General features: G+C 35.6%; 6 protein-coding genes and 8 tRNA genes. 9 read left to right on the plus strand and 5 right to left on the minus strand.

Annotated features, from left to right (window positions below; all coding sequences use genetic code 11):
- Window positions 1-10: 10 nt before the first annotated feature.
- From ACFO3O_RS14505 to ACFO3O_RS14540, 8 genes are all read left to right on the plus strand, one after another.
- Window positions 11-1,360, plus strand: coding sequence for an ATP-binding protein (locus ACFO3O_RS14505; protein WP_379980055.1), 1,350 nt, complete (start codon window positions 11-13; stop codon window positions 1,358-1,360).
- A gap of 1,264 nt (window positions 1,361-2,624) precedes the next feature.
- A tRNA-Ser gene (locus ACFO3O_RS14510) sits at window positions 2,625-2,711 on the plus strand.
- Window positions 2,712-2,815: 104 nt separating this feature from the next.
- Window positions 2,816-2,888, plus strand: a tRNA-Cys gene (locus tag ACFO3O_RS14515).
- 181 nt (window positions 2,889-3,069) lie between these two features.
- Window positions 3,070-3,142, plus strand: a tRNA-Asp gene (locus ACFO3O_RS14520).
- A 383-nt stretch (window positions 3,143-3,525) separates the two neighbouring features.
- A tRNA-OTHER gene (locus ACFO3O_RS14525) sits at window positions 3,526-3,652 on the plus strand.
- 9 nt (window positions 3,653-3,661) lie between these two features.
- Window positions 3,662-3,754, plus strand: a tRNA-Leu gene (locus ACFO3O_RS14530).
- A gap of 109 nt (window positions 3,755-3,863) precedes the next feature.
- Window positions 3,864-3,934 (plus strand) — tRNA-Gln (locus ACFO3O_RS14535).
- Window positions 3,935-3,962: 28 nt separating this feature from the next.
- Window positions 3,963-4,035: transfer RNA gene (locus ACFO3O_RS14540), tRNA-His, on the plus strand.
- Between the two features lie 69 nt (window positions 4,036-4,104).
- Here the strand turns inward: ACFO3O_RS14540 and ACFO3O_RS14545 are convergent.
- The 5 genes from ACFO3O_RS14545 to ACFO3O_RS14565 all read right to left on the minus strand — a co-directional run bounded on the left by ACFO3O_RS14545 (window position 4,105) and on the right by ACFO3O_RS14565 (window position 12,728).
- Window positions 4,105-4,413 carry an STAS-like domain-containing protein gene (locus tag ACFO3O_RS14545; RefSeq protein WP_379980057.1) on the minus strand — a complete coding sequence of 103 codons (309 nt, stop codon included), beginning with the start codon at window positions 4,411-4,413 and terminating at the stop codon, window positions 4,105-4,107.
- 19 nt (window positions 4,414-4,432) lie between these two features.
- Window positions 4,433-5,314 carry a hypothetical protein gene (locus ACFO3O_RS14550; protein WP_379980059.1) on the minus strand — a complete coding sequence of 294 codons (882 nt, stop codon included), beginning with the start codon at window positions 5,312-5,314 and terminating at the stop codon, window positions 4,433-4,435.
- 37 nt (window positions 5,315-5,351) lie between these two features.
- A complete protein-coding gene (locus ACFO3O_RS14555) occupies window positions 5,352-7,385 on the minus strand; it encodes a hypothetical protein (protein WP_379980061.1) in 2,034 nt (677 codons plus the stop codon).
- Window positions 7,386-7,648: 263 nt separating this feature from the next.
- The gene (locus ACFO3O_RS14560; protein WP_379980063.1) at window positions 7,649-8,410 is read right to left on the minus strand and encodes a patatin-like phospholipase family protein; all 762 of its coding nucleotides are present in this window, start codon (window positions 8,408-8,410) and stop codon (window positions 7,649-7,651) included.
- 535 nt (window positions 8,411-8,945) lie between these two features.
- Window positions 8,946-12,728, minus strand: a complete 3,783-nt coding sequence (locus ACFO3O_RS14565; RefSeq protein ID WP_379980065.1) for a T9SS type A sorting domain-containing protein — start codon at window positions 12,726-12,728, stop codon at window positions 8,946-8,948.
- 624 nt (window positions 12,729-13,352) lie between these two features.
- Between ACFO3O_RS14565 and ACFO3O_RS14570 the strand changes: the two genes are divergently transcribed.
- A tRNA-Phe gene (locus ACFO3O_RS14570) sits at window positions 13,353-13,425 on the plus strand.
- Window positions 13,426-13,566: the final 141 nt, after the last annotated feature.

Genomic DNA, 13,566 nt, shown 5'->3' on the forward strand with positions numbered 1-13,566 from the left:
CACAAGAAAAATGGCAGACCTCGAAATAACACACACAAGCACTACTGCGTCTGTTGGACCAATATTTAGCTTTTTAAAAAAGCACATTACGTATAGACTTTCTTTAGAATTAACACAAGAAGAGCCACCTGTTCCAACACTACACCTAGACGACAATAATTCAATCCTAGGACAATATATTAAAGATGAAAATCTCTCTTTTGAGGAAATTATATGTTTGTGTCTTGCCTTAATACCGCATATTTCTCCAGAATTTTTAAATACTATTATATCAGATTTCTTACCTAATGGAGGAGAATTTCCAGAGTTTGGAGGTATAAAAGGGAAAAATCACAGAGGCATACTACCTACGGCAGAAACCGCCATATATATCTTAGCGGGTAATCATATTGACCATCGATTACAAGCAATTACTTTATTACAAACCTCAAATAAACTACTTCAAAACAAGACACTATACATAGAATCAGTTCCAAAAGGAGAACCTACTTTGAGTGGAAAATTATTAATCGATGATGAGGTTCTTATTAAATTAACAACAGGACTAGAGATCAAACCCACCCTAAGTCAAGAATTTCCTGCAAGCCTGATTACAACAGAATTATCTTGGGATGATCTCGTTCTGAATGATAAAACGCTTCACGAAATTAAAGAAATAGAAACCTGGTTACAGTTCAATGATATTTTATTGAATGATTGGAATATGAAAAGTAAAATTAAGCCTGGCTACCGAGTCATGTTTTATGGACCTCCAGGTACAGGAAAAACATTAACGGCTGGACTTCTTGGAAAATATACAGAGAAAGATGTCTACAGGATAGACTTATCTATGGTCGTATCTAAATATATTGGAGAAACAGAAAAAAACTTATCAAGCCTATTTGATCGTGCCATCAATAAAGATTGGATTTTATTTTTTGATGAAGCCGACGCCATTTTTGGAAAACGAACCAATGTAAGAGACGCGCATGATAAATATGCAAATCAAGAGGTATCCTATTTATTACAGCGTATTGAAGCACACCCAGGACTTGTCATTCTAGCCTCTAATTTTAAAAATAATATTGATACCGCTTTTACCCGTAGATTTCAATCTATCATAGAATTTGAAACTCCCACACATAAAGAACGCTTACAACTATGGAAAAATAATTTACCCCACAAAATTACGCTTGAAGAGGCTATTTCATTAGAAGATATTGCTAGAAAATTTGCAATCACTGGATCAAATATTGTAAACATTATTCAATATGCCTGTCTAAAAACAATCGCAAAAGGAACGACCACTATTACTCATAAAATCATCCTTGAAGGCGTCAAAAAAGAATACATCAAAGAAGGAAAAACATTAAATGTGTAATTTGATAATCAATCATTACAGGTAAAAATTAGTAGTATCTTTTTCATAACCCAATAATTTATAACATATTTGCACTGTAAATGATACAAAGAGTACAACATACAGCACCAAAATCACTGTTAAGCCAGTGGTGTGACTACCGTGGGATAAATGAATTTATCCTCATGAATAAGGACGCTTGTATGTATACTAATGATTTTACACAATGATCATGTAACTAAGAAAAATCAAACATATAAAGCAAGCGTCCGAGAAATTGGGCGCTTTTTTTATACCTAAAATGTTCAATACCTATATGAATAAGACAAAAACAGCAATTTTTTAAAAAAAATAGTTCATCTATTGAAAAAAGTATAATTACATAATAGAAAAACCATTTGGAAGATAAGCAACAGAGAGACAGTCTACTGCAAAAAAATCCAATATCTGTCATAAGACGGACAAGGATACCTATGCTTAAAATAAAATATAAATAATTGATTATCAGTAAAATAAATTGAATTTTATTTGGAGAATTCAAAAATAGTTTGATCTTTGCACCGCAATCAGAAACCATCAAACATGGTTTCTACATAACAACAAAAACGTAATACATGAAAGCATATACTATACTCCCAAGTTTTCAACTTCCTCTAGGAAGTCGCTTAGCGCAAAGAGAGCTCAGGGTATGTATTGACTCGGATAGACATGTCTTTTTTATAGAACAAAAACAGAAACGCATATAGGCATATATACGATTTCTCACACTATAAAAAAGACGCCCAGACAAGGCGTCTTTTTTTATGCACAACGATCATTGACATATTGAAAAACTAATGTGTATAAGTTACTCAGTAAAGTACTAGTACATGATTATAAGTTTTGATTACGGTTTTTCACGCTTTCGCGAAAGCATATAATTCATGCAACATCACTTCTTATTTTTATCGTGTATTTAGGATTCTTTATGAAAGAACGAGTATACAGATACGTAGCTCAACTGGCAGAGCACCCGACTTTTAATCGGGAGGTTATGAACCTGCCTGCCGGCATAGGCAGGTTCAATCCTCATCGTGTCAACTTAAGGAAGGACAAGCCAATGGATGGTGGCCGCAATCTTGAAATGAGTTTTTTAAAAAAAATATAATTTTATTTTTTTGAATCTACGAATTCACAACTGTCTTATGTACTTAAACCATCAGTTGTAAAATTGTTAGGAGCTAATGACTCTTGTGGAGCCTGTTCCAAATTTATTTTGGAATCTAACTCCTGCTCCTTCCGCTATGGAGAATAGGCAAATACTGGTTTGTTGCGCTCGCCTGCTAAGCGAGTCTGTGTTACAGCAGGGAAGGTTCGATTCCTTTGTTCTCCGCTTTTGATAGGGTAGCTTAATTGGCAGTGCTGAGAGCTGTTTCATATAAAATAGGCACCGTGTTGAGCCTGTCGAAATATTCAAACCCTATCCGTATCGCAAAAGACAAGGTGGCTGAATGGTTAAGGCTACGGATTGCAAATCCGTTATGTATGAGTTCGAATCTCATTCTTGTCTCTATTACTTGGAAGTATTGAGCAATTGGTTGACTTGTCAGACTGAAATGAGCTTGCGAATTCAACGAATCCAAAAAATATAATATAAACCAAGAGTTAAAATCTGATCTCTTCGGAGCATCTAGCGCTTGTGCCGAACTTGTTTCGGTATTCGAGTCCTACTACTTCCACAAATTACTTATAGTATCGTAGCACAACGGCTAGTGCACCCGACTGTCTCTCGGAAGGTTGTGGGTTCGAATCCCATCGGTACTGCAATATTATTCATATATGATATCAGCCATATCCCGCTTTTTAGCGGGATTAGTTCAACTATCTATTTTGTATGCGTCTTTCAGACTTAACAAAACAGAATTTCACTAATAAAGTCTAGAAGGGACTTTCATCTAGAGTTTGTGATCGCAATACACAAGCTCTAGATATCTAAAACAGTATAACAAAAACACGCTCAAGTCTGAGCCCTACCCCTATATGGTAGAAGGTTCAGGCGCGTGTTTTTGTTGTAAAAAATGCCATCTAATAAGTATGATCTATTCATTCATCAGAGAATAACTACTATCATAGTGGTTACCGTTTAAAGTATGCTTTCGCGAAAGCACACTAAGCCCCAATCATTGATTCTAATACTTCAACGTACTGTTCCGTTGGTTAAATGGTGAAGACGCCACACTTTAACTTATTGACCATGGATTTGACACATCGGATTCGTTGAATTCGTAAACTCATTTCTATGTGGAATTAGGGGTTCGATTCCCCTACGGAATACAACAAACTGCAGGAATGGCGGAACGGTATACCTGCCTGCCAGCAGGCAGGCGCTCTTGATTTAGAATCAAGCTCCTGAGAGTTCGAATCTCTCTTCCTGTACTAGACAAATGCTCCGCTAGCCAAACTGGAAAAGGCAGCATGTTTAAACCGTGTGATTTCTTGGTTCGAATCCAAGGTGGAGTACAAATACCATTTCTTAGGTATTCATTAACCTGTGATGTAACGGTAGCATACTAGACTTTGACTCTGGTAGTATAGGTTCGAATCCTATTAGGTTATCAAAAAAACGCTTTTCCAAGCGTACAATGGTGTTTTTAGCTTATGTGGTAACCTGCTAGACTGTGAATCTAGATAACAGGGTTCGAATCCCAGAAACACCCAAATTATTGAAGATTTTATACTTATAAAATAGAAACAAGGTAATAACTGTTAATTTCTAAAAATAGACTTTAACTTTCTTTATGAGCAAAATACTGTTTAGCTCTATTAGTAACCTTTTTGAAAAGAATTAAATCCTCATCATCAACATTGCTAAGTATAAGATATGGGCTAATATCTTCAGAACTAAATTTATGGTATAATTGTCCAATAGCAGCGTTAAGAAAAGCAGTGGTCACTATAGATATCCCTTTGAAATCTAATGTAACTTTTTCCTTTTTTTCAAGATAATTATCTACAATAGCAAAAATACTATTACCATCATCTGTGGTAACAGCAAAATTTCCGTGTATAATATCAAAAACTATTATTGAATCCATTCTGTTAAGTTACGCAAAATTAAAAAATATTGTTGATATCTACCTCTTCTTTTAACATATAAGATTTTGTATCAGAAAAATTAAACTCAAGATTAGCAATAGTACCAGGAAATGAAGAATCTAAAGTCTCCTTTTTAATTTTTCCTTTTCTAAACTCCCAATAACCGTCAGAAGAAACTATTTGTATTTTACCTTTATTTTTTTCAATAAAATCAAAAATAAGAGCTAACCCTAAACCACCGCTTACATTACCAGTTTTAGTTGTATTGTTTTCTTTCATAGCCCATTCTATACAATCAGCTCCGTTTAAAGATTCTCCTAGAAAATTATTAACGTTGTTTTTTATAGTCTGTCCCAAGTCGACAATTGTAAAATCCATTGTTGATTTATTTGGGAAATATTGACCACAGGTATGCATATTTTCACATTGTCCGTGTGTTCTTGCATTCTCAAATAGTTCGCAAATACTTTGATTTATTTTTTTATTTAAAAGTGGAGAAACTTTAGGGAAATCTTCATTATTCAAAACTTCACTGTCTACATAACTAGAAAAGCCTTTCCCCTGATGTTCTTTGAATGTTCTATATTCAATTTCTGTATTATATGTGAATTTCGGATACTCATAACCGTAAGGCTTAAGAAAACCGTTTCTCGTTAAAATATCTTGAGGAGCCTTCACGTTTACAATTTTGACTGAATTATTACGTTTATCTAAAAACTCAATCATAGCTCCCAGAGCCGCGCATAAGTTTGCTTCAAACCAATAAGTATTTCGCATATCCAATATAACCTTACTATTTTCTAGATATTCAAGCTGACGGTAAAAGCTTATTAATTTATTATATCCTGATATTTCTGAAGATATTTTTGCTGGGAATATTTTTGTAATTTCTTTAGCCAAATTATTTTTTTAGTTCAAATTAAAAATTTTCAATATATTATTTCTTTCCCTTTAAAGCTTTAGAGAGCAAGGCAACTACATCATCATCTGTAAAATCAAGTGTTTTGCCTAATAAATCACTTATTTGATTATCCTTCTTTTTTATAGACTTCAATAACTCCTTAAATTGAATTCCAATTTTATTATCTACCTCCATTTCTAGAGTCATTGTAACTTCATCTTTATATGACATAAAAGCATCATAACATTTATGATATGCCAATCCGATAGCACCTGAGAAAGGTATCATTTTTGGTTGTGTTTCATTTCTTCCCCCTCTAAGAATTTGATCATTCGAAATACCTGGATAAGGATCTATGAAATATATTGTGTTTATACCTAGTTGATATGCTTTTTTAGAACATAACTCACAAGGACTTGCCGTGGTAAAAAGGATTCCATTCTCGACACCTTGCCCTCCTAATTTAGTAATTTGAAGCATTGCATTTTCTTCCGCATGTAATGATCTAGTGTGTACTTGATTCGCCTCTCCTTCATAATGATTATGTACTGTTTTAAAGCAAAAAGCACACGGTTTCCCATTTAAATCATTTTTTTTGGAATCTAAAGAATCTTTAAAATAATCAGTAAGTGCTTCTTTAAAATTACCCGGTTTTTCATTCTTATATTTATAGGAAGAATTATCAGAAACCTCTCCTTTTTCAAAAGGACTATAGTGTTGAGATTTTTCTAACCAAACTTTGGATACAGGAGAAATTATATCCTCAGCGTTTCTGAGATTACAAGGTGTATGACCTTTTGCAACATCATTCCATCCAATTGACTTAACATGGAATGAAGAATCTGTAATTGTAGCTCCAACATTTCTTGAAATACATCCTGAGTTGAGTTTTGCAGAATTAGCTACCTGCATTGACCTTTCTACAGAACTTGGAGTAATAATTCCAGGTTGAGATATTAGAGCAATTAATTTGAGTAATTGTTCTTCACGAGTTAAAAAATTTAATTTACCGTAAGGTGGGTTGTAAATATCAAGATACTTATCAACATTTTCTTTATTGAGGTTTAAAATATGATAGTCACTTTTCTGAATACAATTTTCAACGTCTGGTGATGAAAAAATCCCTTTTGAGAAATCTTTTGTCTTATACTCAGTATTATCTAAATTTAATATTTTTTGTGCTATCGTTGCACGCTCAGATTTATCACCTATAGACTCTGGTAATCTTTTTTCAATCCTATCTCTTGAATTCCCAAGTACATCTTTAGTCGACAACATATAAAACCCCGAATAACGTTCCTTAAAAAACATTATCTCTAATGAGTTACGCAACGAATCGATTACTATTCTTGTTGGAACACTATTATTAACATGCTTTTTAGCTTTTATAATTCGATTTATTATACTGGCAATTTCAAAGAGGTTTGAAATATTTTTTGTTTCTCCGCCTTTAGGGTTTCCCGATTGTCTTATATTACGAGATATATTATGAAGTAAATATGCTCTTCTGTAATATCCATTAAGTTTAAGAACTTTAAACACCTCATCACTTAACTCTCTAAATGGTTTATCAAAAAAAATCTTATTCAATTTTACTAGTTCATCTGGAGACTTAATCTCATTGAATTCTTTTAATGATAATATACTATCTACAATAACTTTATGTCGAGATACTATTTGCTTTAATTCATTAAATATTTTTTGAACAATCTCTTTATTATCTTCTTCTTTAGATTCTCTATAATAATCATTAAGAATTTTCAGTGGTTCAAAATTTTCTGTTCCATACCTTTTTATCAAATAAAGAAGAAGGACGTCTTTATAGCTAATAACATCAAATGGAATCCAATTTTCACCAGCTTCCATAAATTTATTAATAATGTTATACTTCCTTGAAAAAGTTGAATTTAAATCCTCTTCTGAACTAAATTCTCTTAAACCTTCTTCTTTCAGATCAGAATATGGTCCAGACAGAAGCTTTGCGATTGTTGAACAACCAGATCCAGTGCGTCCAGTTAAACCAATTACCATAAAATTACTGCGTAAAGAATAAAGATGTTCTAACCTCATAATTTAAATTATATTTCATTCTACTATTAGTCTGTAAGATAAGTTTTTGAGAAGCTTAGCTCGTAAATAAAAATAGTTAAATATTTAAAAGTTCTTAACATGATTCATACTCTATTAAGTTGACTTAAAAAAAGTTTATTTTTATTAATTAAAATGATTTTCGCCTTATGTGGCAAATACTGGGTCGTGAAGATAAATAACAGGATTCGGATAAATTTATACACTAAATAATAAAGTATTAGAAAGAGTTGCTTATATATCCCTTATTCCTGAGCAGTATACTTGAGCAGCTCTTTTTTGGCTTCTTTATATCCTATGTCAAATATTTTCTTGGCACTTCGCATACTGAAGGTGCCATATTGAGAAAGCTCTTGGGCACAGATAAAAATGTCACAGTTGTTGAATTTATTATGTACGTGATGATGAAGATTGATTTCATAAGCTCTATTCAGAACTTGATATGAATATTTTAAAGAATCTATGGACATCTCACTTAGTGGGTTTGCATAGGACCCAATAATATAATCACACGTACCTGTTAAATATTCTACAGGAAAATCATCTATGACTCCTCCATCAAAATAAAAGACGCCATCAATCTCAATAGGTGTAAAAACACCTGGAAAAGCAGAAGAAGCCAAAATCGGGCAAATCAGTTGGCCGCTATTAAATACTTTGGAGTTTCCACTCTCAATTTCGGTGGCGGTAATGGTGAGCGGGATGTTTAGTTTTTCAAAAGAATCCTCAGGAAAATAAAGTTTTAAATCATTTTCAAACTTTATGGTGTCTATAAAGCCTGGTTTTCTAAGCGCAAATCGGTTTAAACTAAAAATAGAAGTTTTTGTAAAAAAATCCAATATCACCTCCCAAGAATACCCCGCCGCGTAAAGCGCTGCTACGATTGCCCCTGCACTCGTTCCCGTTATATGGTCAATTTTTATACCCTGTTCTGTAATTGCTTTGAGTGTTCCTATATGGGCAACACCTTTTATTCCTCCTCCAGAAAGTGCTAAACCTATTTTCATATACACACTTTTTTTAAAGAATCAAAATCGTATACATCAACATAACATATGATGGTTTCTCTCATTCGTTAAAGGTAGAAATTATTTTGAATTTAAACCTCGAAAATACAATTATACCAAGACTTTACGATGAAACTAACGTAGGAATGCTCCTTATCACTTACTTAATAAAAGCTATTAAAATAAATTACATATTACCTATGGGAGATTTTAAGAATACGCTTTCGCGAACCTGCCTCGCCGGCAGGCAGGAGCATAAAAAGGATGAAAACCCTTGTTTAATTTTATAAATTGAATTCGAATACTATTAAAAATGTAAACTACGCTATTAACACGTTATATATTAAAGCTATCACCTCGAGCGCAGTCGAGAGATCATTTAATCTTAACTACTTTCAAGGAAAAAGGTCTCGACTGTTTTCGACCATACAATAAAATATAATTCAAAACCTTATTTAGGTATAACAAAAAACCGTTGAAGCGAGCCTCAACGGTTTTTTTTTGTTTAATTAAAATGGTTCATCTACACAGAAGATTATTTTTTAATAAACCTTCTTGTAATAATTGTATCTCCTGATGTAATTCTAATAAAATACGTACCTGTTTTATAATTAGAAACATCAATACTTCGAATGCCGGCATCTTTCACTTCAGTCACCAACATTCCTAACATAGAGAATACTTTAATATTACTTATAGAAGCATCTTGCACGTCTATATTAAGTATCGTCTCTGCTGGATTAGGATATATTCTGAATAGATTATTGTCTTCCCTAGCTAATGGCTGTGTTCTTAACGATTGAGACTTGGTATCATCTACACAAAAAGTAGTCACGTCAGACGCACCAAAATCACCTCCAGAAGCGATCATACCTTCAGAACTTTCTAACGTATACGATCCATTTCCAAATCCGCAACAAATACCATCACCAAAAGCATCTGTAATGGTAAAGACATAATCACCAGAAGACAATCCGTTAATATTTTCTACCACGGTAGAGCCATCAGGATTTGCTGTGGAATAACTATTACTCGCTACTGTACTTCCTCCAGAAGTAAGTGTCCACGCTGTTTCCTCTGGATAATCATCAAGATTAATTGTAAGCGTCAGATCAGAAGCCGCACAATTATTAGGGGTACCTCCAGTAGTAAGAGACACATCATCTATAGCCACATCTGCTTGCCAGGTGCCTCCTGTAATTCGATTAAAACGTAACTGAAGACCATTGCCTACATAAGCAGCTAGATTAAGACTGACCGTATTCCATTGATTTCCTTGATTCCCTGTTTGACTCCAAATAGACGTCCATGTACTACCATTATCATCACTTGCTTCTACCGCAATAGATCCTGCATCTGTAGATCCAAACATATGATATTGGAAAGAGAAGGTGGCTTGTGAAGCACCATTCAAATCAAAACATGGCGAATTTAAAATGGCTTGTTTGTTTGGGAAACCCGTCCCATTACCTGACGCCTCTACATATAGGTACCAAGTACCATCAGCACCTGTGGTAGGTCCTGTCCCTGAAGAAGGCGTTCCTGCTGAATCTCGCAGCCAATTTAAATCATCACCTGTTCCTTGTGTCCAAGCCCCTAAAGAACTTTCAAAACTTTCCGAATATGGGAACGAAGAAATCCCACCTGTACATCCAGCACCACCAACACTCCCAGTCGTCACTGTAGCGGTATTACTAGCGCCTGATTGGTTTCCAGCTGCATCATTTGCCACTACTATAAAATTATAGGTGGTTGCAGGTGTTAGCCCTATAACATCAAAAAAGGTATTCGCTGTAGTTCCAATCAAAACACCGTTCTGTAACACATCATAATCTGTTACTCCTACATTATCTGTAGACGCACTCCAGTTTAAATCTGTCGTTGTGGTTGTTGTATTTGTAGCAGTCAAACTCGTAGGATTACTAGGCGCCTGTGTATCTGCACCTCCAGAAGCTGTAAGTTCAAATGCATCTAGTGCAACATCTGCTTGCCATGTCCCTCCTGTGATTCTATTGAAACGTAATTGAAGTCCGCTTCCTACATACGCAGCAAGATTTATATCAATAGGAATCCATTGATTTCCTTGATTCCCTGTTTGGCTCCATAAAGAAACCCAAGAAATTCCGTCATCATTACTCGCTTCTAATGCAATCGTTCCTGCATCGGTAGCTCCAAACATATGATATTGGAAAGAAAAAGTTGCTTGTGTGGCACTACTTAAGTTAAAACAAGGCGAATTTAAAATCGCTTGTTTATTTGGGAATCCTGTTCCATTACCTGATGCCTCAACAAATAGATAGAAAGCACCATCTGCTCCCGTTGTAGGCCCTGTTCCTGTAGAAGGTGTTCCTCCAGAGTCACGTGTCCAATTTAAATCATCACCTGTTGCCTGCGTCCAAGCCCCTAAAGAGCTTTCAAAACTCTCCGAGTAAGGAAACGAAGAAATCCCACCACTACATGCAGTCACTGCCGATGTGGTGACACTCACAGAATTACTCTGCCCAGATTGATTTCCTGCTGCATCTTTGGCGATCACAAAAAAGCTATACGTAGTAGAAGGCGTTAAACCAGTTGCTGTAAAAGCGGTACTCGATGCGGCTCCAATAAGAACACCATCACGATACACATCATATCCAGAAACCCCGATATTATCTGTAGAAGCATTCCAAGAAAGATCTGTGCTAGTAGGTCCTGTATTTGAAGCAATCAAACTTGTAGGTGTTGATGGAGGATCAAAATCAGGCACTGCAGAACCAATACGGAACGCAGCTACATGGCTTTTACGTACCGTTGCCGCACTACCATTCATATACTCTCCGATATGCCAGAAGGTCAAATCATCTGTAGGATCAATCGTTAATTGCGCATAATCTCCATAACGCCCATCTGATCTATTGTTTTGTGCATTTCCGTCTACAATATTCTGCTCTGCCACCGTCATCGTTCCCAAAGGATCTGATGCCAATCTTCCTGTATAGCGCAAAGAAGTAAATACCGAACTACTTACAATGGTATAGGCCAATCCTATATTTCCCTGAAAGTCCATACCTATACTTGCACAAAAGGTGCTATAGTTCGGCTGTGAATAGGTTCCTTCTTGATAAATAGTCCATGGTTGGTTATCGCCAGTTTGGCGAAGTTCGTACCAGCGTATTCCTGCTTTGGTATCATTCCCACTTACATCTACTACAAAATTCATCACCGCAGCGTTATGCGTTCCAAAACGTCTGTAATTGGTCATATACATCATCGTTGCTTGTATTGCATCAATGTTAGGACCGTTTCCAGGTTCATCTAAATTATTAAAAGAACCCCCATTAAATACGGCATCAAAAGGAGCCGTATTGATTTGTTGCGGACTCGAAATAGAAGAACTTGAAGGGCTATTCCAGTTGACACTCACATCCCAAATACTCAAATTATCCTGTGATACACCACTCCAACCATCATCTTGCATGTATACAATGGGATGTGGAACGCCAACAGGAGGTAATGTAGGCCCCGTCGCATTAAATCCTCCGGGGCTATAAAATCCATTATTAGACGCTCCCGGTAATGGAAAACCTATTAACTGTGCATTCGGGTTTCCTACCAGCATTTCATCTCTCTCTACAGCAAATACCACTTCACTCGTTGTAATAGACCCTTGATCTTTATTGGCAGTAATATAATATCCATCACTCCAAATAGATAATTTTTCATAATCTGGAAATGAACCTGTATTAAAACGATAGGTAAACCATCCGTCATTCACAGGATCTGGTCCCTGCCCAACAGCAATTAAAAATCCATTGGGTGTATTACTAAATTGCATCACAATAAAACGATCTGCATAGCGATCGTACACCACAACAGGATCTCCAAGGGTTTCTCCTGGAAATAATGTACCTAAAGAGGCTTCAGGCAATAATACATTTCCAGAGCGATCTAAAATTCCAAATCCAGAGTTAAATGCATACACATAATGATTGGGGCCAATGGCTCCCGTGGGATCATTTAAGACCGTTCCTTGATGTGCTCCAAAAGAAGCAACAGGAGCCCTTCCCTGAATAGGCTGTACGGCTCCTTGCTTTTGAATAAGCGGATCGGGTCCTGCAGGTAATCCTTTGCCTGGAATAAATGTATTAGATCCTCTTCTTTTAGGAGGAGCTACATGTTCAAGTCCAGCTGCTGCAATAATATTATCCATAGAAGAGAGCGCTGGAATTTCTCTCATATATGTCGCCTGACCAATGGAGGTCGGTGACATGGATCCGTCTTGGGCGTAGGTTGTAAACGCACAAAAAAGCCACAAAATAGCGATTGTAATTTTCTTCATTTTAATTAGTATAGGTTGTTAAAAATAAATTAGTTATAAGTTAAATTAAGAAAAACATATTCATTAATAGCAGGATTTTTCCTAAAAAGAACGAGAACCCTTATTTCTATGGTAAACCCATAAAACACCTCTAGAAAACATACCCATAAAACAACATTGCGCTCCCTGAAAATCACGTTTTTTTTAAAAAAATCTATCATCTCAATTTGAAAGACAAATACGTTTTAAAAAAAATTACGTCTTTTTTATACTACGCAAAAAGACTGCGTAATACCACTTCACATTTGCAGGGTAATTATGTATTGAATACCTCACCTTTTGGAATCTGTTGAGGTATTTTTTGGGGTATCCCGCCATAACATGGAGTATGGCGGGATTTAAAATAATAATAAAAAACGTGTGGGCATGTATGTTCATATGTAAAGAGCGTAGTCTGATGGTGGTGATCAGCTTAGGAGTAAGCATTGCCAAACTAAGGATGTTACTTATCTGCAAAGTGAGTACATCACTACGCTCAATATAGTAAAGTGTCTGTAGTGTAATGGCTAGCACGGTGGGTATATCCTGCAAGTCCGAAGTTCGATTCTCGGGAGACACGTACATCAATAGTCTTGATGTACACTTGAAACAGTAGCTTATGTGGTATAAGCGACCCGCTGAAGACGGGTAGATATACGTTCGACTCGTATCTGTTTCACACTATGCAAGTCTTGTTGGGCGTTTCTGTATGGCGCTATTGTATACATCATTGCAGTATTTGTATGATGGTTGTATATCCAACTTGACATAGAGGTTGTTGATTTTCCAAAAATCAAAACATCGTTATGTGGGTTCGAGT

This window comes from Dokdonia ponticola, from assembly GCF_042653865.1.
Lineage (GTDB): Bacteria > Bacteroidota > Bacteroidia > Flavobacteriales > Flavobacteriaceae > Dokdonia > Dokdonia ponticola.

Excerpts from the sequence above, each read along its gene's own strand:
- ACFO3O_RS14555 (WP_379980061.1), bottom strand. The coding sequence starts at position 7,385 with ATGAGGTTAGAACATCTTTATTCTTTACGCAGTAATTTTATGGTAATT.
- ACFO3O_RS14560 (WP_379980063.1), bottom strand. The coding sequence starts at position 8,410 with ATGAAAATAGGTTTAGCACTTTCTGGAGGAGGAATAAAAGGTGTTGCC.
- ACFO3O_RS14505 (WP_379980055.1), top strand. The coding sequence starts at position 11 with ATGGCAGACCTCGAAATAACACACACAAGCACTACTGCGTCTGTTGGA.
- ACFO3O_RS14545 (WP_379980057.1), bottom strand. The coding sequence starts at position 4,413 with ATGGATTCAATAATAGTTTTTGATATTATACACGGAAATTTTGCTGTT.
- ACFO3O_RS14565 (WP_379980065.1), bottom strand. The coding sequence starts at position 12,728 with ATGAAGAAAATTACAATCGCTATTTTGTGGCTTTTTTGTGCGTTTACA.